General features: G+C 65.7%; 19 protein-coding genes. 10 read left to right on the forward strand and 9 right to left on the reverse strand.

Annotated features, from left to right (window positions below):
* Positions 1-10: 10 nt before the first annotated feature.
* The 4 genes from FFS30_RS08795 to FFS30_RS08810 form a co-directional block, all read right to left on the reverse strand.
* Positions 11-982: a VTT domain-containing protein gene (locus tag FFS30_RS08795; protein WP_137912775.1), complete on the reverse strand. Its 972-nt coding sequence runs from the start codon at positions 980-982 to the stop codon at positions 11-13.
* Positions 983-1,257: 275 nt separating this feature from the next.
* Positions 1,258-2,025 carry an alpha/beta hydrolase gene (locus FFS30_RS08800; protein WP_212742444.1) on the reverse strand — a complete coding sequence of 256 codons (768 nt, stop codon included), beginning with the start codon at positions 2,023-2,025 and terminating at the stop codon, positions 1,258-1,260.
* A gap of 77 nt (positions 2,026-2,102) precedes the next feature.
* Positions 2,103-2,786, reverse strand: a complete 684-nt coding sequence (locus FFS30_RS08805; protein WP_137912776.1) for an alpha/beta hydrolase — start codon at positions 2,784-2,786, stop codon at positions 2,103-2,105.
* 177 nt (positions 2,787-2,963) lie between these two features.
* A complete protein-coding gene (locus FFS30_RS08810) occupies positions 2,964-3,350 on the reverse strand; it encodes a hypothetical protein (protein ID WP_137912777.1) in 387 nt (128 codons plus the stop codon).
* A 121-nt stretch (positions 3,351-3,471) separates the two neighbouring features.
* Between FFS30_RS08810 and FFS30_RS08815 the strand changes: the two genes are divergently transcribed.
* The 8 genes from FFS30_RS08815 (at position 3,472) to FFS30_RS08850 (ending at position 12,691) form a co-directional block, all read left to right on the forward strand.
* Positions 3,472-6,555 carry a sensor histidine kinase gene (locus tag FFS30_RS08815; protein WP_137912778.1) on the forward strand — a complete coding sequence of 1,028 codons (3,084 nt, stop codon included), beginning with the start codon at positions 3,472-3,474 and terminating at the stop codon, positions 6,553-6,555.
* Entirely contained in the window at positions 6,552-7,184 is a 633-nt protein-coding gene (locus FFS30_RS08820; RefSeq protein WP_137912779.1) for a response regulator transcription factor, read from the forward strand. The genes FFS30_RS08815 and FFS30_RS08820 overlap by 4 nt, the downstream gene beginning before the upstream one ends.
* Before the next feature lie 151 nt (positions 7,185-7,335).
* A complete protein-coding gene (locus FFS30_RS08825; protein WP_171014529.1) occupies positions 7,336-7,968 on the forward strand; it encodes a response regulator transcription factor in 633 nt (210 codons plus the stop codon).
* Positions 7,969-8,114: 146 nt separating this feature from the next.
* Positions 8,115-8,816, forward strand: a complete 702-nt coding sequence (locus tag FFS30_RS08830) for a hypothetical protein (RefSeq protein WP_137912781.1) — start codon at positions 8,115-8,117, stop codon at positions 8,814-8,816.
* A gap of 281 nt (positions 8,817-9,097) precedes the next feature.
* The gene (locus FFS30_RS08835; RefSeq protein WP_137912782.1) at positions 9,098-10,087 is read left to right on the forward strand and encodes an alpha/beta hydrolase; all 990 of its coding nucleotides are present in this window, start codon (positions 9,098-9,100) and stop codon (positions 10,085-10,087) included.
* A 3-nt stretch (positions 10,088-10,090) separates the two neighbouring features.
* Entirely contained in the window at positions 10,091-10,495 is a 405-nt protein-coding gene (locus FFS30_RS08840) for a transposase (RefSeq protein ID WP_137912783.1), read from the forward strand.
* Positions 10,496-10,575: 80 nt separating this feature from the next.
* Positions 10,576-11,238 carry an FMN-binding negative transcriptional regulator gene (locus FFS30_RS08845; protein WP_137912784.1) on the forward strand — a complete coding sequence of 221 codons (663 nt, stop codon included), beginning with the start codon at positions 10,576-10,578 and terminating at the stop codon, positions 11,236-11,238.
* Between the two features lie 4 nt (positions 11,239-11,242).
* Positions 11,243-12,691 (forward strand): D-aminoacylase, encoded by a 1,449-nt coding sequence (locus FFS30_RS08850; RefSeq protein ID WP_137912785.1) that lies wholly within the window; start codon positions 11,243-11,245, stop codon positions 12,689-12,691.
* Here the strand turns inward: FFS30_RS08850 and FFS30_RS08855 are convergent.
* Genes FFS30_RS08855 through FFS30_RS08865 form a run of 3 tightly spaced genes read right to left on the reverse strand, consistent with a single transcriptional unit; the run spans position 12,669 to position 16,550 of the window.
* Positions 12,669-13,952, reverse strand: coding sequence for an MFS transporter (locus FFS30_RS08855; protein ID WP_137912786.1), 1,284 nt, complete (start codon positions 13,950-13,952; stop codon positions 12,669-12,671). The two genes, FFS30_RS08850 and FFS30_RS08855, sit on opposite strands and share 23 nt — an antisense overlap.
* On the reverse strand, positions 13,942-15,063 hold the full coding sequence (locus FFS30_RS08860) for an AraC family transcriptional regulator (RefSeq protein WP_137912787.1): 1,122 nt from the start codon (positions 15,061-15,063) through the stop codon (positions 13,942-13,944). The genes FFS30_RS08855 and FFS30_RS08860 overlap by 11 nt, the downstream gene beginning before the upstream one ends.
* Positions 15,060-16,550, reverse strand: a complete 1,491-nt coding sequence (locus FFS30_RS08865; protein ID WP_137912788.1) for an amidase family protein — start codon at positions 16,548-16,550, stop codon at positions 15,060-15,062. Before FFS30_RS08865 ends, FFS30_RS08860 begins: the two co-directional genes overlap by 4 nt.
* 153 nt (positions 16,551-16,703) lie before the next feature.
* Here FFS30_RS08865 and dgcN point away from each other — a divergent pair, with 153 nt between their 5' ends.
* Positions 16,704-17,711, forward strand: coding sequence for an N-acetyltransferase DgcN (gene dgcN, locus FFS30_RS08870; RefSeq protein ID WP_249352332.1), 1,008 nt, complete (start codon positions 16,704-16,706; stop codon positions 17,709-17,711).
* A gap of 51 nt (positions 17,712-17,762) precedes the next feature.
* On the opposite strand, the gene FFS30_RS08875 is transcribed toward dgcN, so the two are convergent.
* Both FFS30_RS08875 and FFS30_RS08880 read right to left on the reverse strand, forming a co-directional pair.
* On the reverse strand, positions 17,763-19,301 hold the full coding sequence (locus FFS30_RS08875; protein ID WP_137912790.1) for a hypothetical protein: 1,539 nt from the start codon (positions 19,299-19,301) through the stop codon (positions 17,763-17,765).
* 18 nt (positions 19,302-19,319) lie between these two features.
* The gene (locus FFS30_RS08880; protein WP_137912791.1) at positions 19,320-21,407 is read right to left on the reverse strand and encodes a TonB-dependent siderophore receptor; all 2,088 of its coding nucleotides are present in this window, start codon (positions 21,405-21,407) and stop codon (positions 19,320-19,322) included.
* 298 nt (positions 21,408-21,705) lie between these two features.
* Here FFS30_RS08880 and FFS30_RS08885 point away from each other — a divergent pair, with 298 nt between their 5' ends.
* Positions 21,706-22,050 carry a hypothetical protein gene (locus FFS30_RS08885; RefSeq protein WP_137912792.1) on the forward strand — a complete coding sequence of 115 codons (345 nt, stop codon included), beginning with the start codon at positions 21,706-21,708 and terminating at the stop codon, positions 22,048-22,050.
* Positions 22,051-22,121: the final 71 nt, after the last annotated feature.

Genomic DNA, 22,121 nt, shown 5'->3' on the forward strand with positions numbered 1-22,121 from the left:
ATCGAGCCGTTCAAACGATCACCGCGGCCGTCGTCGGCGACGGCAACAGCATGTCGACTTCGAATCCGGCATCGGTCCACGCGTCGATTCCGCCGAGCAGCGGACGCACGCGTTTCGCACCCCGAATCATAAGCCGATGTGCGATCACCGCGGCGGATGCCTCGTTCGGACAAGCGCAATAGACGACGACCTCGCCCGTCGCAAAAGCGGTCGCCTCCAGTTTTTCGATCGCCGCGGGATCGACATAAATCGATCCGGGAATGGTTCCCTCGCGCGCGCGAGCGCCTTCCGAGCGCACGTCGAGAATCACCGGCTGGCCTCCGTCGAGGATCAGCTGGCGCAGTTGCGCCGCGCTGATCCGGTCCATCCGCAGCCGCTTGATCAAGGCCTGGCGTCGATACCAGCGATAGGCCACGTATGCCACGAAGGCGCAGAGCAGCGCCAATGCGCCGTAGCTGCCGAGCCGATCCAGGGAGCCGAGCACGTCTTCGATGGCCGAAGAAAACACCGCGCCGAGCACGATGCCCGCGAGGCACCACACCACCGCCCCGATCAGATCGTAGAAAAAGAACGCGGCGAACGGCTGGCGCAGCGCCCCCGCGAGCGGCTGCGCGACCACCGAGTATCCCGGCAGAAAGCGCGCAACCAGGAGGCTGGAAAGTCCCCAGCGCAGAAAGAACGTCTCGGTCCGATGCACGCAGGAGTCGGTCGAAATCGACAAGCGGCACAGCGCACGAAGCAGCCGATAGCCGAAACGATGGCCCGCCCAGTACCACGCGATGTCGGTGATCAGGCCGGCGAGCAGCGCCGCGACAAACACGTCGACGATGCCGAACGGCGACGCGTAAAGGATCGACGCCGCGACCACGACCACGGCGAAGGAAGGCACCGGAATGCCGATTCCTTCCACGAGCACCGTAACGAACACGACCAGAACGCCGTATTCGCGAATCAAGGCAGGTATATCGTGCACATTCGACATGACGGCTCCCGAATCAAGCCTCTTACCGCACGCGTCTGCGCGACGGCCGATCCGCTTCGCGCGCAGTATCCGCCAATTTCTCCGCGGCCGTCGATGACGAAGTCGCGGTTTGCTCGTCTGCGGGCGATGCGGAGCACATCGCCCCGGTGCTCACCGATCGGTTCGAAAAAACGAGGGCCGATCCCGACGTCGGCCCTACCCTCTTATCCGGCAATGCGCGCCGCAACATGAGGCACGGACTCGATCGACCGGGACCGTGCACTTTCACCGCGGCTTTACTTCGCGGTGGCGGCCGCTTCGATGATTTTCGCGACGGCCTTCGGATTCGACACGTAGATCGCATGGCTGCCGGCCGTTTCGGTGACGTGCGCGCCCGCGCGCTTGGCCATGTTCCGCTGCACCGGCGGCGGGATCATCTTGTCTTCGGCCGTCACCAGGTACCAGCTCGGCTTGTTCTTCCATGCCGGCGCGACCGACGTGCCGTTCAAGGCGTCGAGACCCCACGGCACTTGCGAGTCGCCCATGAACGCCGCTTCCTTCGGCGATACGTCGCCGGCGAACGACGCGGCGAACTTGCCCGTGTCGAGCATGAGAAATCCGTCGACCGGCGGCAGGATCGGCGGCGCCGGCACGCCGGGCGTCGGATCCTTGAGGATCGAAGCGACGGACTCGCCGACTTCGGGCGCAAACGCCGTGATGTAGACCAGTTTCTTCACGTTCGGATCGTTGCCGGCGTCACTGATGACCATGCCGCCGTACGAATGGCCGACGAGAACGACCGGCGCCTGCTGTGCGTCGATCGCGCGCTTGGCAAAGGCGACGTCTTCGGTCAGCGACTTGGTCGGGTTCTGCACGATGGAAACCGTGTAGCCGTCGTGTTTCAGAATGTCGTAGACGCCCTGCCAGCCCGAGCCGTCGACGAATCCGCCGTGGACCAGCACGATGTGCGGCTTGGCGTTTGCGGCGTCGTTGCCGGCGGCGGCGACGCTACCCGTCAGCAGCATCAGCGTGCTGCAGAAAAACATCGTCCTCAGATTTCTCATGGCGGTTCCTCTCGGTTGTGGTCGGTGAAGTTCGGTTGAATGCATCGGGGGTGAACGCGGTCCTTCGCTCGCTGGCGTCAATGACGTGCGGCGGCTTGCTCGATGATCTGCGCCACCACGTCGGGCCGGGAAACGTAGATCGCATGGCTGCCCTGCGCTTCGGCGACGGTGGCACCGGCGCGCTGGGCCATCTGCCGTTGTGCGGCAGGCGGAATCATCCGGTCGTCGGTGGCGACGAGGTACCAGCTCGGCTTGTGCCTCCAGGCCGGATCGGTGATCGCGCCGGCGAGCGCGTTGACACCCCACGGTACCTGCGAATCGGCCATGAACTCGCCCTCGTCCGCGGGCACGTCGGCGGCGAACGAGGCGGCGAACTTGTCGCGGTCGAGAAACAGGAAGCCGTTCTGCGGCGGCAGGATCGGCGGCACCGGTGCACCGGGCGGCGGATCGGCGATCAGCGTCTGCACCGACTCGCCCTTGTCGGGCGCGAACGCGGTGATGTAGACCAGGGCTTTGACGTTCGGATCAGTGCCCGCTTCGGTGATGACCGCACCGCCGTACGAGTGGCCGACGAGCACCACGGGACCGCCTAGCTTCGTGATCGCCTGCCGCGTCGTCGCCACGTCGTCGGCCAGCGACGTGGTCGGGTTCTGCACCACGGCGACGTTGAAGCCGGCCTTGCGCAGGCGCGCGTAAACGCGCGCCCAGCCGGAACCGTCGACGAATCCGCCGTGAACCAACACGACATTCTTGATGCTCATGAGTAACGCCTCCGGGTTTATTCTTGGATGGAGCGGCGCGACGCAGATGACCTCGAAGCAGCTCACCGCCCGCACCGACGGCTGCATCATTCCAAGATCGGCGCGCCGCCACGTCACGAAAAAGGGGAATGCGTGCCTACCTCAAAAGGGATACATGCGTCGGCGTCGGTTTCTCCCCTACTCGTTTGCATCGTGTTTGCCGGAGCGCCCGGTGAGGACGATTTCCCGCCGTCCGTAGAGATGCGCGTCGAGCGAGAACGCGCCGGGGCCGAGAATCGCAAGCGCCACCGCATCCACAATCGCGTAGAGGATTTCGCAGGAGTCCGGCGCCCCCGAGAAAAACCCGAGTGCGAGAACCGCGAGCAGCGCCGCGACCGGCGCGACGGAGAAACCGACCGTCAGCAGCAGGCACGCGAGCACGCAAAGAAGGCGAATCCACGCCGGCACGCGCGGGTCCTGCGCCAGCGCACCGGCGGTCAGAGCATGCGCGGCCACCGACAGGCGCAGCAGCAGCAGCGCGCACCCCGGCCAGCCGGCGGGGAACATCGCATAGAGTTTTTGCATGCTCCACTGTATTCAGAGTTTGCCCGTGCCGGATATTCCCCAAAGCGGTAACAAGACACATTCCCCATACGGGTGATGCACGATCATCGTCGCCGCGGTTTGATAGCGGGGGGAGCGCAGGATGGGAAAACGAACGTCGAACGATCGGACACGCCGCCGGCCAGCGGTCTACGTCGGCTGCCTCGTTCTGTTGTTCTTCAACTGGCCGGTGCAGGCGTCGATGCGCGATCGCGCCGTCGCCGAGCTGCAGCACATGCGCTGGCTCGGCAAGGACGGCGCACCGAGCGGCCTGACCTCGCTCGCGCAGACACCCGACGGCTTTCTCTGGCTCGGCACCGAGTACGGCGTCTATCGATTCGACGGCCTGCGTTTCACCAAGGCCGACGCGCACACGAAGAATCGTTTTCCGCCCGAGTCGGCGCGTGCGCTGTACGCGGCGAAAGACGGCGGCCTCTGGGTGGGATTTTCCCAAGGCCCCGAAGTGGCCCTGCTGCGCAACGACACGGTCAGCATATTTCGCTCCACCGATGCAAAAGGCATCGGCACCGTCAACAGCATCGCCGAAGACGAAGACGGCAACGTCTGGTTCGGCGCGTACAACGGGTTGTGCATGCACAAGCCCGGCAGCGACGGGTTGCGCTGCGACGGCTGGGACGGACTGCCGGCCAGATTCATCAAGACCGTGTACTGCGATCGGGACGGAACGCTTTGGGTTTCCGACGGAACGACCTTGTACGCACGGCGCAAAGGCACCGACCCGTTCGTGAAGATGCTCGACGGCTTCGGCTGGATCAGTTGGGTGCGCCAGGCACCGGACGGACGTTTGTGGATCGCCGATCCCAAAGGTCCGGTCCGCGTCATCGCCTTCGACGACGGCGGCAAGCCCAGAGTCGACGGCAGTATTTCCGTCGTTTCGGCCGGTCTCGGCTTCGACGCCGACGGCACCTTATGGATTTCGACGCTCGGAAAAGGCATCCGCCGCGTGCGCGATCCGGGCCGGGTGAAATCGGCGATCACGTTGGACGACGGCTCCGCCCTGGAACCGTTCATCCAGGATGACGGCCTGAGCGGAGACTATGCCTGGCCGATCCTCATCGGCCGCGAAGGAGAAGTGTGGGTCGGCACGAGCGCCGGGATCGATCGCTTTCAGGAGCGCTCGCTCGTGCCGGCCAACTTTCCGAAGGGCGCGCACGATTTCGCCCTCGCCGCGGGCGACGACGGCACCGTGTGGGCCGGCACGACCAATCATTCGCTCATGCTGCTCAAAGGCCGCGAGCTGCGGGAATTCAAGAATGTCCCGCCCGAAGTGAACTACGCCCACCGCGCCGCCGACGGCACGGTCTGGATCGGCGCGGCGAGCGGCATCTACCGCGTGGAAAACGGCGAACCCGTGCGCGTGGCGCCGCTGCCGAAGCCCGAGCAAGTCCGTTCCATTCTCGTCGATCGCGAGGGGGTCGTCTGGATCGTGCTCCCGGTCGGCAATCTCTATCGCTGGGAAAAAGGCGAGTGGACCCAGATCCCCGCTCCGCCGGGCGTGCCACCGCCGGCGAGACTGCACGCCGCGCTGCAGGATCTCGACGGCAACCTCTGGTTCTCGTACACACGCGGCGCCATCGTCGAAAAGCGCGCAGGCCAGGACAAGGTTTTCGGCGCGAACGAGGGATTGGACGTCGGCGAAGTGCGAACGCTGTATCAGGGTCGTCACGCGCTCTGGGCGGGCGGCACCAAGGGACTCGCCTTCTTCGACGGCACCAAGTTCCGCACCGTCGGCGCGGACGCGCCCGGCGAACTCGACGGCGTGTCCGGCATCGTCCAGTTGCAGAACGGCGACCTCTGGCTGCGCAGTTCGGCCGGTCTGATGCACTACACGGCGCAGGCCGTGGGCAATGCTTCCCGCGGGCAACCGCTGCGCGGCGAACGCTTCGACTATCTCGACGGCCTGCCCGGCCAATCGGCTTTGATCTCGCCGGTTCCCACCCTGGTCGAAGGCACGGACCACCGGCTCTGGCTGGCCACCGGCGTCGGCGTGGTCTGGATCGATCCGGCGCATCTCGTTCGAAACACCCTGCCGCCTCCGCTGCGCATCGAATCGATGACCAGCGCAGACCAGCCGCTGCCGCTGGCCGGCGAGGTCACGTTGCCGGCCGGCTTCGACCGCGTGCAGATCAATTACACCGCGGCGTCGCTGCGCGTTCCCGAACGCACCGCGTTCCGCTACCGGCTCGACGGCGTGGACACCGAGTGGCAGGACGCGGGACAGCGGCGCGAGGCTCTCTACAACAACCTGGCGCCCGGCAACTATCATTTCCACGTCGCCGCGGCAAACGAGGACAGCGGCTGGAATCCCGCTGCCGCGACCGTCGAGTTCGAAGTGCCTCCGCTGTTTCATCAGACTTGGGCGTTCCGTGCGCTGATCGCGCTTGCCGCCCTGTCGCTGCTGCTGCTCGGGTTCTACCTGCGCATGCGCCACGTGCTCGCACGCGTCGCCCTGTTGCATCAGGAGCGCATCGTCGAACACGAACGCATCGCCCGCGACCTGCACGACACTCTGCTGCAGGGCGTGCAGGGACTGATCCTGCGCTTTCAGGCGACCTCGCTCGGTATGCGCGAGGGCGATCCGACGCGCAGCGAGATCGAAGGCACGCTGACGCGCGCGAATCGAATCCTCGAAGAGGGCCGCGACAAAGTGATGGGTCTGCGCAGCGTGGTCGAATGCGACATGCAAGTCGAGCAGGCCTGGAGCGAACTCGCGATGGAGCTGGCGTCGTTGAACGGCCCCGATTTCAAATTGACCACCGAGGGCACGCCGCACGAGCTGATGCCGCTGATTCGCGACGAAGTGCACCGCATCGGCGCCGAAGCCATCATCAACGCGTTCCGCCATGCTCAGGCGACGCGCATCGAAGTCGAGGTCGGCTATGCGCCGACGGAACTGCGCGTGCGCATCCGCGACAACGGCCGCGGCATTCCCGACGAGGTGCTCCAGGCGGGCAAACGCGCCGGCCATTGGGGATTGCCTGGAATGACGGAGAGAGCGACCTGGATGCGCGCCCGTTTGGCTGTCTGGAGCAAGCTCGGTGCCGGCACCGAAGTCGAGCTGCGCGTTCCGGGCTCGGTCGCGTACGGCGGCGCCACCCCGGGCCTGTTCGGCCGCTTGCTCGCACATTGGCGGCATTGGTCGACGGCGGCCAAAGGAACTGCATGAACGATCCCGCGAAGAAGATCCGCGTGCTCTGCGTCGACGATCATCCGCTGATGCGCGAAGGCATCGCGGCGGTGATCCGCGCGATGCCGGACATGGAACTGGCCGGTGAGGCCGAGGACGGGGCGAAGGCCGTCGAGCGTTTCCTCGCCCTGCGTCCGGACGTCGTGCTCATGGATCTGCAGATGCCCGGAATGAGCGGACTCGAAGCGATCGCAGCCATCCGCCACGCTGCGCCGGCGGCACGCATCGTCGTCCTGACCACGTACAAGGGCGACGCTCAGGCGCGCGCAGCGTTGAACGCCGGCGCCAGCGGTTATCTACTCAAGAGCATGGTAATGGCCGAACTCGTCGACACCATCCGCGTCGTGCACGCCGGGCGCAAGCGTGTGCCAGCCGAGATCGCGGTTCCGCTCGCCGAGCATGCCCCCGACATGCTCTCCGCACGCGAAGTCGAAGTGCTGCGGCTCGTCGCGCGCGGCACGCCGAACAAGCTCATCGCCAAAGACTTGGCGATTTCGGAGGAAACCGTGAAGGTGCACGTGAAGCACATCATGGGCAAGCTGAAAGCGAACGACCGCACGCATGCGGTCACGATCGCCATACAACGCGGCATCATCGACGTTCAATAACGCTTTTAGGGGATGCGCGGATAAATCCTTGGAGGGATTCCGCGCCGGTCTGCACCGCCAATACTCCGAGGCGCATCGAACATTGCGCGCGCAGTGCTACCGAGGCGGCGCACGCAACCGGGGATTCTTGGCAACCGCAGCGAGGAACAACGTGGACCGCGAACGCCCGACGCCGCTGCGAATCCTCGTCGCCGACGATCACGAACTCGTTCGCAGCGGCGTTGCCTGCGTCGTCGAGCGCTGCGGTTACACGGTGGTCGGTCAGGCCGGCGACGGCATCGAGGCGTTGGCGCTTTGGCGCGAGTTGCGGCCCGACGTCGCCCTGCTCGACCTGCGCATGCCCGGTCTCGACGGAATCGCCGCGGTGCGTGCGATCCGCGAACTCGACACCGATGCCAAGCTGATTCTGCTGACCAGCTTCGACACCGCTGATCAGTTGCGCCGCGGCCTCGCGGCCGGCGCGAACGGCTATGCGCTGAAAGGCATCTCGCCGAACGCGCTCTGCGACTGCATAGAAACGGTCGCCCGCGGCGGCCGCTATCTCACCCCCGAGCAGGCGCAGCGGATCGCCGAAGCGGACACGTCGCCGGCCCCGAGCAAGCGCGAACTCGAAGTGCTCGCCGGAATCGCGCAAGGACTCTGCAACAAGTTGATCGCGAGAGAACTCGACATCGGCGAAGGCACGGTCAAGGTGCACATCAAGAGCATCCTGCGCAAACTCGACGCCGCATCGAGAACCCATGCGGCGCTGATCGCGATCCGCCGCGGCCTCGTACAAGTCTGAGCGCCGCAGACGAGCGTCCGCGCGCCGGCCGCATACAGCCGGCGCGGTGAACCGATCTGCGCGGCGCGGCTTCGTTCGTGCCGCGACCGGTTAGCTTGGCGGCGGAATTGTTCTAGCATGCGGACTCCCTCCCCGAGGCCGGAACCATGCGCAATCTCGATTTCAGTTCCTGGCAGGCCCTGCTCTCGACCTTGTTCGGACTCGCGCTGATCACCCTGATCGGCGTCGGCGTGCGCCTGCTCGCGATGCAGACGATCCAGCAGCGGCGCGAGCGCGAGAATCGTCAGATCAACGAGCGTCTGCGCACCCTGATTGCCGCATACAAGACGCTCGGCGGATCGTTCACCGGCCGGCTCGAGGTCGATCCCACCCATCTGCGCGATCTGCGCCGGCGCGGCGAGTCCACCAACGCCGAAAAAATCGATACCGACATTTCCGCCGCGGCGGCGGCTCATTCCGACCGTTCGCGGCGCACGCGCGATGCGGTCGAAGCGGCGCTGTCCGACATTATTCTGCTCGGCACGGAACCGCAGGTGCGGCTCGCCGCGCAAGCCGCGAGCGAACTGGCCGTGGGCCGCCCCGTGCACACGCACGAGCTGGTCGTCTCGCTGCGCGACTTCATCCGCCAGGTGCTCGATCTCGATGCGGTGCCGGGCGATATCGCAATTCCGAAGCAAGGCCCGGCACGTCCTTCTGCGTCGGGCGGCAAAGGCGGCGGCGCGAAGGACGAGGCAAAGCGCGACGGCGGCAAAGGTGGCGGCGGCATGATGGCCGGCGCGGGCGGCGTCGGCCTCGGCGTGGGGCTTGGTGCCGGAGCAAGCAACGACGAGACCGACCATCATCACTAGGCCGCGATAGCGCAACGAACAGCGCGCCGGTTGCCGGCGCGCTTCCGCGTGGCCCGCGCAATGCGCGGCCTCGCATTCGGACGAATCCGCAGTCAACAACCGCGACGGCCGATCTCCGGCACCGCAAGAACTGCCTGCGGTTCGGTCAGACCCACACGCATATCGATCGTCGCGCACCACGCGTGCATGTCGGTGTTCGCCTCCGTTTTGCGCTGTTCAAAACGGGAAGGACGGAAAGCGTCCGCCTGCCAAGACGGCCAGCCTCCATCGACGGGACATGCATGAGAAACCGAACACTGAGTATTTCGCTCTTCTGGGTATTGGCCGCTTTCGCCTTCTGCCTGCGCGCTTTTGCGCAGGCGCCTCAACTCGTCGACAAATACGCCGAGGTCAACGGCGTGCGCCTGCACTATGCCAGCGCGGGCTCGGGCAAGCTGATCGTTTTCCTGCATGGCTTCCCCGAGTTCTGGTACCAATGGAAGCCGCAGCTCGCCGAGTTCGGCAAGGATTTCCAGGCCGTCGCGCCCGATATGCGCGGCTACAACCTGTCTTCCAAGCCCACGGGCGTCGAGCACTATCGGGTCAAAGACATCGTCGAGGACATACGTGCGCTCGCCGCGCAGCTCGGCCAGAAAAAATTCGTCCTGGTCGGCCAGGACTGGGGCGGCGCGATCGCCTGGGCATTCGCCCTCTATCACCCGGAATGCGTGGAAAAACTGGTCATCTTGAACGCGCCTCACCCGGCGCTGTTCGATCGCGAGCTGCGGGAAAATCCCGCGCAGCAGCTCGCCAGCCGCTACATGCTCGGTGTTTACGATCCGGGGCTTGCACAGGCCTATGCCGCGGACGGCTACGCCGCGCTGGTGAAAACCGTGCTCGCCGAAGGCCTCAGCAACGGACGCTTCAATAGCGACGACCGCAAAGCCTACATCGACGCCTGGTCGCAGCCGGGCGCGCTGGAAAGCGAACTCAACTACTACCGCGCGGCCAACCTCGGGCCGCCCGATGCCAAACACGGCCGCGCCGCGAACGGCAACTACACGCCCGATCTCGCTTCGACCGTGGTCAACGTTCCGACCCTGCTGATCTGGGGCATGAAGGATCCCTACCTGCTGGCCGGCAACCTCAGCGGACTCGGCCAGTTCGTTCCCGACCTGCGCGTGAAGCTGTTCGCCGACGCGTCGCACTGGGTGAATCGCGAAAAGGCCGCCGAGGTCAATGCCGCGATTCGCGATTTCATCAGTCCTCAGCAGCACCAGGCAGCGAGGTAGCCAATGACACTTCTGCACGCAAACATCTCGCGCCTCGGCTGGCGCAGACTCGGCGACGACGATTGGCGCCGCATCCGCGATTCGCTGCCCGAAGGCCGTGTGCTCGGCGGCTCGAACGAAGCGAATCTGCGCGGCTTTGTCGATGCCGTATTGTGGGTGCTGAGCACCGGCAACGACTGGCGCGAGCTGCCCGCCGAATTCGGCGAGCACCACGCCATCCGCCGGCGTTATCGCCGCTGGAGCCGCAACATGGTCTGGGGCCGCCTGCTGCTCGCGGCCGAAGACGATCGCGAGCTGGAGCGCATTCTGATCCGTGACACCGTGTGCTCGCCGCATGCCTGCTGGCAAAGGCATTTCCATGCGCAGAACGCGGTGATTTCATCGACCGGATCGTCGCCGATCGCATAAAAGCGCCCGCCTCGCTCGTTTCGCCAAATCGCGCGCCGTATTGCTAAGCGGCCGATCGCGATCGGCGTTTTGCTGTCGCCATGACGCAAAACCCACCGCCTTTTCACTCCGCCGCGATAAACCACCCCTCACCCACGACCGACCGGTTCGAGCCGCGGTCGCCCGACGACGTCCGCGCATTGATCGACACGTTCCCGCTCGCCTGGGTGGTCAGCGCCGACGCCTCGGGCGACGCCGTGTCGAGCCAGTTGCCGCTGCTGCCGCTACCCGAGAACGGCGGCGAGGTGACCGGACTGCTCGGCCATCTGTCGCGCGCCAATCCGCTGGTCGCCTGCTTTCGCGAGAACCCGCGAGCCACGATTCTGTTTCAGGGGCCAGACGCCTACGCCTCGCCAAGCTGGTACGCCGACCGCGATTCCGCGCCGACCTGGCTCTACGTCAACGCCACGCTGAGCGTCGACATCGCTCTGCGCGAAGACCTGACCGATCACGCGCTGGCGCGCTTGGTCGAACGCATGGAGCGTGATCGCCCGCAGCGCTGGAACGTCGCCGAGATCGACCATCGCTATCACTCGCTGCAGCGGCGTGTCGTCGCCTTCACCGCGACGATCCGCGAGACCAGGGCGCGCTTCAAGCTCGCCCAGGACGAATCGCCGACCGTCGTGCGCAACACCCTCGACGCGCTCGGCCCGCACGCGATTGCCGCCTGGCTGCACGCGTTCAACACCGATCGTCTGGAGTGAGGCCGTGGCCGACCTGATCATCCGCAGCGCCGAGATCATCGACGGCACCGGCAAACCGGCATTCGCGGCCGACGTCGCCATCGACGGCGAGCGCGTGACGGCCATCGGCGATCTCGCCGGCCTGTCGGCGCGCGAACAGATCGACGCCGAGGGCCTCACGCTCGCGCCGGGCTTTATCGACGCGCATACCCATGACGACCGCGCGATCCTCGAAGGCGCGCCGCGCATGCTGTGCAAGCTCTCGCAGGGAATCACCACGGTCGTCGTCGGCAATTGCGGCATCAGCCTCGCGCCGGTCGCATTCGACCGCCGGCCGCCCGCGCCGCTCGATCTGCTCGGCGACGAGCGCTGGTGGACCTTCGACAGCTTCGCCGCCTATGCGGAACGGCTAGCGGCAACACCGCCCGCGGTCAACGCGTATGCGCTGATCGGGCATATGCCTCTGCGCTACGAAGCGATGCGCGGCGACACCGCACGCGCGGCGACACCGGCCGAAATCGCGCACATGAAAGCGCGGCTCGACCGAGCGCTCGAACAAGGCGCCTCCGGATTCTCGACCGGGCTCTGGTACGTGCCGAGCAAAGAGGCCGGCACCGACGAAGTCATCGAACTTGCGCGCGGCCTCAGTAAGCACGGCGCGATCTACACCACGCATTTGCGCGACGAAGGCGATGCGGTCGAAGCCGCCGTCGAAGAAGCGCTGCTGATCGGCCGCGATGCACCCGCGCCGGTGGTCATCAGCCATCACAAATGCACGGCTCCGGAGAACTTCGGCAAATCGCGGACCACTCTGGCAATGATCGATGCCGCGGCCGCGCGCAACCCGGTCGGCCTCGATGCCTATCCCTACTCCGCGTCGAGCACGACGCTGCGCCCCGACCTGGTGCGGCCGAATATCCGCGCCTGCATCGCCTGGTCGGTTCCCTACCCCGAGTTCGTCGGCCGCGATCTGGCCGATATCGCACGGGAATGGAACCTGCCGCTCGCCGAAGCCGCACAGCGCCTGCTGCCTGCGGGCGCGGTGTACTTCTCGATGGACGAAGGCGAGGTGCAACGCATCCTGAGCCATCGTCTGACCATGATCGGCAGCGACGGCTTGCCGCACGACGAGCGCCCGCATCCGCGTCTCTGGGGCGCATTCCCGCGCGTGCTCGGCCACTACGTGCGCGAGGTCGGCCTGTTCGATCTGCCGACGGCGGTGCACAAGATGACCGGGTTGACCGCGGCGACATTCGGCATCGCCGATCGCGGCGTGCTGCGCGAAGGCGCCTATGCCGACCTCGCCCTCTTCGACGCGCGGCGCATCGCCGACCGCGCCGACTACGACGAGCCCACGCGCCTCTCGGCCGGCATCATCGCCACCTGGGTCAACGGCCGCCTCGCTTATCGCGAAGACCGCGGCGTCACCGGCTATTGCGCCGGCCGTCTGATCAGACGCTCACGCCTTTGCTGACGCGCTCGACGTCGGCCGCCACGTGGCGCGAGGCGAGCCAATAGAACAGGATCGAAACCAGCGAAGCCAGCGCGCCGGCGATCATCGCGTAGCGCAGCGAATCGCGGCCGAGCAACGGACGCAGCAGATCGCTCGCCACGCCGATCAATTGCGGCCCGAGCCCGAGCCCGATCAGGTTGCCGATAAACAGTTGGATCGCCGCCGCACGTGCGCGAATCCTACCTGGGCACATCGTCTGAATCGTCGCAATACACGGGCCGATGAAGGCCGCGCTGAGCGACAGCGGCACGATCGCGGCGAGGATCGCGATGAGTTTGTTCTGCGAGAGAAAAAACGGATACCAGAACGGCAGCGAAAGCAGCGCGGCGATGGCCGGTACGTAGAGGTTCCACTGCATCCCGCGCTTGCGGCTGGCGACATCGGCGACGCGCCCCGAGAGAAAGGTGCCGAGACCACCGCCAAGACCGACGATCAGCGCGAACGTCAGGCCGACTTCGGTGCTGGTCATGCCGTGCGAACGCACGAGAAATGCCGGCACGAACGAGGCGATGCCGTAGCCGGAGAAGGCGCTCATCGCCGTCCCGAGCACGATGTACTTGTACGACTTCTGCTGCCATAGGAAGGCGAGGCAGTCCTTCATATTGACTTCGTCGGCATCGGCGGCCGAAACCCCGGTCCTGGCCGGTTCGCGCAGAATGAGCAACGCGACCAGCGCGAGCAGCAGGCCCGGAATACCCGCGGTGATAAAGGCCATGCGCCAGCCGTACTGATCGGCGATCCAGCCGCCGGCGAAGAACGCGGTCATCAGGCCGATGTTCGAACCGATCGCGTAGATCGATTGCGCGGTCGCGCGCTCGTCGGCGGCATACAGGTCCGAGATGATCGACTGCGAAGCGGGCCCGGTGCCGGCCTCGCCGACGCCGACGAACACGCGCGCGACCACCAGTTGCCAGAACTGTGCAACGAGACCGCAGACCAGGGTCATCAGGCTGAAGAAGCTCAGCGACACGGCGACGATGCGCGCGCGCTGCGTGCGGTCGGCGGCGATCGCGATCGGAATGCCGATCGTCGCGTAGAACAGCGCGAACGCCGGCCCGACGAGCAGGCCGAGCATCGAATCCGACACCGCAAACTCGGTCTTGATGTGTTCGAGGATGATCGCGACGATCTGGCGGTCGATGTAGTTGACCGCGTAGATCGCGCTCAGTAGTACGACGATCAGAACGCGCGGCAGACTTTTGCCGGCCGCATCACTCCGCATCGGCGTCTCCCGCGTCCTGCGCCGGCTTCGGCCGCGCGCGTCCGGGCAGATTGCGCACGCGCAACTCGTCGTTGGCGACCTTGCGCATCTGGATCGGCGAAATGCCGAACGCCGATTTGAAAGCGCGCGTGAAACTCGCCGCGTGCTCGTAGCCGGTCTCCAGCGCGATCTCGATCATCGACAGGTTCGAGTCACGGATCAGGTCGAGCGCGAGTTCCATGCGCAACTTGTCGCGGATACGGCCGACGGTATCGCCGTAGATCATGCGAAAACCGAGCTGCAGCCGGTGGCGGCTCATGCCGACCGTTTCGGCGAGTTCGTGCACGCTGATCTGCCCGTCGATATTGTCGCGGATCATCGCCATCGCCTGCTTCATCTTGCGATGGTCTTCGGCCTCGAAGCGGCCGCCGAACAGTTCGCTGTCCGGCTGCGACAGACCGGACAGAATGTAGCAGCCCAGTTCCAACGCTTTCGCCGACATGAAGAAACGCAGGAACGGTCCGGCGAACGGCGGCGAAATCAACTGGTGCGCGGTCAGCGAGGCGAGTTCGGACAGCGGCACGTTGTGGCAGGCGTACGCACTTCCGCCGTGGATGTATTCGGCGAGTTCGGCCGGCACGTCCGCTTCGGCAAGGCCGGTCAACGAGAAGAACAGCGACCGCTCGAAATACAGCGTCACCCAGCGCAACTGCGCGCCGGGTTCGTAGACAGTTTCGAGATGACGACCGGGATCGCTGCCGTAAATGGTGCAGTAGCCGTCGGCGAGTTCGCCCTCGACGCTAAGGTCGTCGGTCAGCAGGACGTTGCCGTCGAGCACGGCCGACAGCGCCAGATAACCCGCGGTGTTGTGGCGCCGGACGATGCGGCGCTGGGTGGTCATCCGCACCAGGGCGATGCAGATGCCGTTGTGCAGGCGGTAGAACTCCCAGCCGCCGTTGGCGACGCTGCTGTCGTATTCGTAGCGAAAGCCGAGACCGCCGCAGATCGGCATGCGCCAGCCGTCGGCCATGCGCACGGACTGGCCCGGCGTCGCGTTGGACGCGTCGAGCTGCTGGAGCAACTCGTCGACGCTGCGCGACAGCGACGTTTCTGCGGAACACGATGGAGTCATCTGGGCATTGCACCATACGGCCAGCGATCGCGCCAAGGCAGCGCCTCTTCCAGCTGATAGGCCAGCCCGATCAGGGTCGCTTCGCCGCCGTGCGCCGCGCTGAACATGCTGCCGATCGGCGCGCCGTCGGGCGCCGGGACTAGTGGCAGCGACATCGCCGGATGCCCGGTCATATTGTGCAGCGGCGTGTACGACACGTACTCGAACATCAGTTCCATCATGTGCTCGAATCCCGCCGTCGGCGCGAGTTCGCCGATGCGCAGCGGCGGCCGGTCGAGCACCGGCGACAGAATCACGTCGGCGCTAGCGAAGAATTTTTCGAGCGCGCTGCGCGCCTCGGCGATCGCGTGCATCATTCTGTCGTTGTCGCCGAGCGCGACGCTCTCGGCCCAGTGCGCGAGTTCGCGGGTCCACGGTTCGACCAGGGTGTCGGCGGCGGCGCCGAACCTGGCGCGCGCGCCGAGCATCACGTCGCGAGCGAGATAGGCCCAGATCGTCTTGAACGCGGCGAGCACCGCGGGGCCGTCGTAGAGGCGGCCGACTTCGAACACCTCGTGGCCGAGGTCGGCGCAGACCTGCGCACTGCGCAGGATGCTTTCACGCACCTGCGCATGCGGCAGCTTGTCGTTGAGGCTTGCGAGCATGACGCCGATGCGCAGCTTGGCATCGCCGCGTGCCGCCGGCGCAGCCGGTTTTGCGCTCGCCGTGCGCATCGCCCAGTCGACATCGCGCACGCTGCGCGCGAGCAGCATGTCGCAGGCGAGCATGTCCTCGATCATGTGCGGTGCGCGTGCGCGCAAGGTCGCGCCGCGCCCGGGCTTGAGGCCGACGAGGCCCGAGCACGAGGCCGGAATGCGGATCGAACCGCCGCCGTCCGCGGCATGCGCGAGCGGCGTCATTCCGGTCGCGACGGCGACCGCGGCGCCACCGCTCGAACCGCCTGGCGAGCGCTCGGGCGCCCACGGATTGCGCGTCGGTCCGTACAGCAGCGGCTCGGTCGTCGGCAGCAGGCCGAACTCGGGCGCATTGGTTTTGCCGAGCGCGATCAGACCGGCGCGGTCGAAAGCGCGGGTGAAATCGAAGTCGATATCGCCGGCCGGCGCATCGCGGTACAGGCGGCTGCCGCTGCGGCTCGGCATGCCGCGGTAGTCGAGTCCGTCCTTGAGCAGCCACGGCACGCCGGCCATCTCGCCACTCGCGCGCTCGGCACGTTGCAGCGCGGCGGCATAGTCGCGATGGGTGATGACGTTGAGCGCCGGGTTCCAGTGTTCGATGCGCGCGATCGCGCTCTCGCAGAGTTCGCGTGCCGACACTTCGCCGCGGCGCGCGAGCGCGGCCTGATCGTGTGCGTCGAGGCGCCCGAGTTCCCAGATCCATGCCGCCACCCTGCCCGCGCGCTCGGCATCGCCCGACGGCGCCTTCGGTTCCTGCTGCGTACCGCCCTTCACCATGACGCCTCGATCGGAATCGTTTGTCGAAGCGGACATTTGCGCGCGTACGCGGCCGGGCCGTTTAGCGAAAAGGGCCGGGCAATTCGCGATTGTGCCGGCAGGCCCCGGCGGCTAAGTGGGCCTCCGTTCTGCTAAGCGCGCGGCATGCCATCGGTGCGTTCATGCGCCTCCACCATCATCCGCAACGAAGTGAGGATATCGACTGTGCGCAAGCCTTATCTGCTGTTCCTGGGGGACGTCACCGAATTCAGCGCGGCCAAGACGGCGGCGGGGCTCAAGCAGTGGCGGCGCGACGACGTCGTCGGCCAGCACCGCCTGCCCGGCAGCGGCGTCGACCTGGAGCTGACGGATATGACACCGGCGCAGGCGGCGCAGGCCGGCGCCGGCACGATGATCGTCGGCGTGGTCAATATCGGCGGTTTCGTTCCCGAGCATTGGGTCGGCACGATCGTCGACGCGCTCGACAGCGGCCTCGACGTCGCCGCGGGCATGCACCAGCGGCTCAACGACATCCCCGCGATCGCCGCGGCACGCGAGCGTACGGGGCGCGCCGTGCACGATCTGCGTCAACCGACGCGCGGCTTCGCTCCCGGCAACGGGCGCAAGCGCACCGGCAAGCGCCTGCTCACCGTCGGCACCGACTGTTCGGTCGGCAAAAAATATACGGCGCTCGCGCTCGAAGCGGGCTTGCGCGCGCGCGGCATCGACGCCGATTTCTGCGCGACCGGGCAGACCGGCATCATGATCTCCGGGCGCGGCGTCGCCATCGACGCGGTCGTCGCCGATTTCATTTCGGGCGCTGCGGAATGGCTGTCGCCGGACGCCGATCCCGATCACTGGCACGTCGTCGAAGGCCAGGGTTCGCTGTTCCATCCGGCTTACGCGGGCGTGACCCTCGGTCTGATCCACGGCAGCCAGCCCGACGCGCTCGTGGTCTGCCACGAACCGGTGCGCACACATCTGCTCGGCTTCGACTACAAGGTACCCGACCTGCGCCGCTGCATCGACGCCAACGTGACCGCCGCGCGCCTGACCAATCCCGATGCGCGCGTGGTCGGCATCAGCGTCAACACTTCGCGCATGGATCCGGCCTCGGTCGCCGCGGCGGTGCGCGAGATCGAAGCACAGACCGGCCTGCCGTGCTGCGATCCGATCCGTCACGGTGTGGACCGCATCCTCGACGTGTTGCTGAACTGAAGCGCCGGTCCGCGGCCGCGGCGGCTCGCAAGCCGCTGCGGCCGGTCGCACTCACTGCGATTGCGGCGGATGTTCGGGCAAGCGGCGCGAATCGTGCGGCGCGACGAGCGGCCACTGCGCCAATTGCTTCTCGGGAAACCCGCTCGGCATGCCACGCACAAAGCGATCGAGAAAGGCCAAGGTGAAGCCGGTCAGAATTCCGTCCATATCGCCCGGTGCGATCGTGCCGTAGGCCTTGTCGCGACCGGGCCAGCGCGTCAGGCGTACCAGGTCGGTCATGGCCATATGTGCCGAGTTGCGCACACGCAGACGGTAATCGTCGCGCGCCTCGCCTTCCGCCTGCCAGCGGCGGAAAGCGAAATCCATCGGATGCACGGCAGCATCGCGCAGTTGCCCGCGGTACAGCGGATACTCGAGCCAGTCGGTGTGCAGCACGAGCAACGGCGCACGCACGGTGTGATCGAACATGGCCGGATCGTAGACCACGCCGTCGAGGCTGAAGGCAGCGCGACAGCGCGGCTCGGCATCGCAGGATTTCACCGCGATGCCGCCGCCGAACGACATGCCGCCGTAGGCCAGATGGGAAAAGTCGATGCGCTCGGCGAGGCGCGCGAGCAATGGCGAGCCTTTGCCCGCCTGCAAGGCCGCGAGCACGAAGGCCGTGTCGCCCTGCCAGGCCGCTTCGCTGTTCGTCAGCCGGTCTTTGACGACGGCTTCGGCGTAGGCTGGAAATGCCGCTTTCCAGTTTTCCAGATCGGGGCGTGCGACCAGCTTGTCGAGCGCTTCGACCAGCGCGGGCGTCACCTTGAACGGCGTGGTCGGCTTGTGCGAGCCGTCGGCGAAATCGATGCGCGATGAATCGTAGGGATGGCCGATGCTCGCGACGACATAGCCGTGGCTCGCCAGTTCCTCGAACAGCGGCGTGTTCTGCGCCGGATACATGTGATAGCCGTGGTTGAACAACACGAGCGGAAATGCGCCGTCACGACGCGGCTCGGCATCCACACGGGCGTGCGTGGGAATCGCGGAAAGATGCAGCAGCTCGAACGGTTTGTATCCGGCATTCGCGGCGATCGATGCGCCCTCGGTGCGGATATGCTCGGCCGGCAGATAACGCGCGTATGGCTTGCGGTCATCCGCTTCGGCCGGATACCAAAGCTGCACCGTCACTCGCCGCGGTTCGTTCGCAGCGTCCTCGAGCAGGCCGAGTCTGGCCGTATCGACCCATTCGATCCGGATCGTCCCGATCGCATACTGCCCGCTCGGCGCGGGCAGTGAGAACAGCGGAAAGAAATAGTAAGGAGCCACCGCCGCCGCGATCATCGCGGCGACGGACGTCCAGACTAGCAGCCGCCGCCAAACCGCCGCCGGTTTCGGTTCACGCGGACGGCGCCGCGCGAGGATGACCACCAGCAGCAGCGTGCCGAGTGCAAACGCTGCCATCGGCACGGCCTGCCAATGATTCATCGACACTGCACCTGCCGACAACGCGAACGCGAGCAGCGCCGGGACGAACACTCTCCGTCCCAGCGCCAGCGCGCCCAAGGTCAACGCAAGAAAGAACAGCGCGGCCAGGTCGATCGTTTGCATCGATCTCCTCCGCTCGGCTCAGAGCCGGTAGCCGACGGTAAAGCGCACCGCGCGCGGCGTGCTGTAGGTGACGAACAGCGGCGACAGCGATCCGACCGCGGCGTACTTGTTGGTCAGGTTGTACACGTTCAATTGCATCCAAGTGCGCCCGATCTCGTAGCTCAAATTGGCGTTGAGCAGTGTATAGGCCGGCAGGAAAAAACTGTTCGCCGCATCGCCGGCCTGATTGGAATAATGACTGCCGCCGAGACTCATGCCGAGGCCGGCCAGAGGGCCTTCCTGCAGCGTGTACTTCGCCCACACGCTCGCGGAATACTTCGGCGCATTGAGCGGGCGCGCTCCGACCGGCAGCGTATTGTCTTCGAGCACCTTGGCATCGTTGTAGGCGAACGAGGCGACCAGTTGCAGCCCAGGCAGCGGGCGGATCTGGCTGTCGAGCTCAAATCCGCGTGCGCGCTGGCGTCCGCTGACGTCGTAGGTGCCGGGCGGGGTCACGCGCGCGGTCGCCACGTTCGTGCGCGTGAGATCGTAGATCGACGCGGTCAGGTTGTAGCGGCCGTCCGCGGTCGCGAGCTTCATGCCGACCTCGCCCTGCCTGCCGCCCTCGGGTTCGATCGGATTCAAATTTTTGTCGCGCAGGCCGATCTGCGGATTGAACGATTCGCTGTAGCTGGCGTAAGCGGACAACACCGGCGTGAAGCGGTAGTTGAGGCCGAAGCGCGGCACGAACGAGTTGTACGTGACCCAGCCCGTGCCGCTGTCGACCGAAACGCGATCATAGCGGCCTGCCAGGGTCACGGTCGTGCGCTCGGAGAACGTCGCTTCCTCTTGCACGTAGAGCGCATGGCTATGCGAATCCGTATTCGACGGCGAAGGTGTCATCGTCGGGCGCACGAAAACGCGGTAGTCGGGATTGAACAAATCGAACTGGATCGGCGGAAAAAAGCCACCGAGGTAATCGATGCGGTCGTCGGTCTCGTTGCGGTACTCGTGGCCGACCGTGAGCTTGTGCGACACCGAACCCGTGCTGAAATCGCCGATCAGGCGCGTATCGACAGCGAAGGCCCTGCGGCTCTCGTCGAGATCGTAGTCGTAGACCGTCAGCGTGCGCTGGTCGGGTGCGAGCGACAGCGGTTGGTAGATATTGCGCCAGTCGAGGTCGGTCCAAGTGAAGCGCAGATTCTGCTGGAACTGGATTACGTCGGAGACCTTCGCCTTCCATTCGTAGCCGGTCGTGATGTGCTTCTGATCGACGATCGGCGGATTATCCGGATCCTCGATATACAGGCTGCGCGGCAGGCGCCCGTTCGGATTCGGCAGGATGTAGCCGCTTGCGGGCTGCGCCGGCACGAGCTGGTTCCATTCCTTCGTTATCGAGCTGAGGAAGGTGATCTCGCCATCGTCCGAATACGCCCAGCGCAGCGACGGCGCGAGATACAGGCGCTCGACGCCGTTGGTGTAGTCGATATGGCTGCCCTCGCGCCGATAGACCATGTTCAAGCGCCCGCTGACATTGCCTGAATCGTCCAGCACCTTGTTGAGGTCGGCCGTACCGATCAGCGTGTCGAACGAGCCGCCGGTCAGCGAAACGTCGGCGAAATCGTTCGACTCCGGCCGCTTGCTCACCAGATTGACCACGCCGCCCGGCGCGCCGCGGCCGTACAGCACGGACGCAGGGCCCTTGATCACCTCGACCTGTTCGAGCGCATTCGGCTCGATATTCAGCGACACCGTGCGCGGCAGCCCGTCGAGCTGGGTGTACTGCCACGACTCGAAGCCGCGTATGCGGAAAAAATCGTAGGCGCGCGCATAGCCGCCGACCGATACGCCGGCAACGTTGCGCAGGCCGTCTTCAAGCACCGAAATGCCCTGCTCTGCCATGAGCTGCCCGGAAAGCACCTGGATGTTCTGCGGTACGTCGAGCAGCGACGTGCCGGTCTTGCTGTCCTTCACGTCCACTGTGCCGACGACGATGATGCCGCCGAGTTCGGCGGGCTTCTTGTCGCCCTGTTCCTCGGGCTGCGCCGGCGCCGTCTGCGCCGATGCGTTCTGGATCGTCGCCACGCTCAGACTGGCGGCCAGGAGTGAACGAATGCAATGCCACACTGGTTTTTCCTCCCTCTGTTTTTTTGTGTATGCCGACGCTGACGGCCGCGCCCTTTTCCTACTTTGCGGTTAAGGCCGACACGTTAGCTTGGAGGACGCCGCATGTTCGTGCGTACTCGGGGGAGATGCGAGTGAACGATACAAAATCGGCTCGCAGTTGTGCGCTCTCCGCGAGTGTGCAGTCAAGTGATCGAAGCCATCGGCGCGGGCGGATCACTGTGACGGATTGCGGTATCCTGCATTCATCACGGCAGCGGCCGTTTGGCTCAAGCGTTAGCTACCTCAGAACTAAGGCTTTATGAACCCTTTCTTGCTGATCTTCGGCTTAGCGACGGCAATCGCTGTTGTGCTTATTGGTATCAGCCTACTACTCACCCGGCTGCTTCTTCAGCGCTCCGCCCCACGCAGCCTCATTCGGATCAAACCTTTCGGTATTCTCCTATGCATCGCGCAGTTCCTAATCGCGTTCGCCGTCATTGCCTGGGGTAGATCCCATCTCGACTCGGCTTTAGGCCATGTCGTTGCTACGGATCTCGGAGCTGTCGCTATGATCATAGCGGCGGGCATTTTCGGCTGTATCGTCTCGGCGTTTCTGCAACGCCGTGGAATTGCCCTTTACTACCGCGCGCAATCCGGTGGTTGAGTATTGGCAAAAGCAGACCGCTGCGTTGGGGGGCAGTATACTGACACCCATCGCGGTGGCGGCTGCTTCGC

The organism is Rudaea sp. 3F27F6 (genome assembly GCF_005503555.1).
Classification (GTDB): Bacteria; Pseudomonadota; Gammaproteobacteria; order Xanthomonadales; family Rhodanobacteraceae; genus Rudaea.

Coding starts and splice junctions, on each gene's coding strand:
- FFS30_RS08810 (WP_137912777.1), bottom strand. CDS start 3,350: ATGCAAAAACTCTATGCGATGTTCCCCGCCGGCTGGCCGGGGTGCGCG.
- FFS30_RS08875 (WP_137912790.1), bottom strand. CDS start 19,301: ATGCAAACGATCGACCTGGCCGCGCTGTTCTTTCTTGCGTTGACCTTG.
- FFS30_RS08820 (WP_137912779.1), top strand. CDS start 6,552: ATGAACGATCCCGCGAAGAAGATCCGCGTGCTCTGCGTCGACGATCAT.
- FFS30_RS08855 (WP_137912786.1), bottom strand. CDS start 13,952: ATGCGGAGTGATGCGGCCGGCAAAAGTCTGCCGCGCGTTCTGATCGTC.
- FFS30_RS08845 (WP_137912784.1), top strand. CDS start 10,576: ATGACGCAAAACCCACCGCCTTTTCACTCCGCCGCGATAAACCACCCC.
- FFS30_RS08800 (WP_212742444.1), bottom strand. CDS start 2,025: ATGAGAAATCTGAGGACGATGTTTTTCTGCAGCACGCTGATGCTGCTG.
- FFS30_RS08805 (WP_137912776.1), bottom strand. CDS start 2,786: ATGAGCATCAAGAATGTCGTGTTGGTTCACGGCGGATTCGTCGACGGT.
- FFS30_RS08815 (WP_137912778.1), top strand. CDS start 3,472: ATGGGAAAACGAACGTCGAACGATCGGACACGCCGCCGGCCAGCGGTC.
- FFS30_RS08865 (WP_137912788.1), bottom strand. CDS start 16,550: ATGTCCGCTTCGACAAACGATTCCGATCGAGGCGTCATGGTGAAGGGC.
- FFS30_RS08860 (WP_137912787.1), bottom strand. CDS start 15,063: ATGACTCCATCGTGTTCCGCAGAAACGTCGCTGTCGCGCAGCGTCGAC.
- FFS30_RS08795 (WP_137912775.1), bottom strand. CDS start 982: ATGTCGAATGTGCACGATATACCTGCCTTGATTCGCGAATACGGCGTT.
- FFS30_RS08885 (WP_137912792.1), top strand. CDS start 21,706: ATGAACCCTTTCTTGCTGATCTTCGGCTTAGCGACGGCAATCGCTGTT.
- FFS30_RS08840 (WP_137912783.1), top strand. CDS start 10,091: ATGACACTTCTGCACGCAAACATCTCGCGCCTCGGCTGGCGCAGACTC.
- FFS30_RS08835 (WP_137912782.1), top strand. CDS start 9,098: ATGAGAAACCGAACACTGAGTATTTCGCTCTTCTGGGTATTGGCCGCT.
- FFS30_RS08830 (WP_137912781.1), top strand. CDS start 8,115: ATGCGCAATCTCGATTTCAGTTCCTGGCAGGCCCTGCTCTCGACCTTG.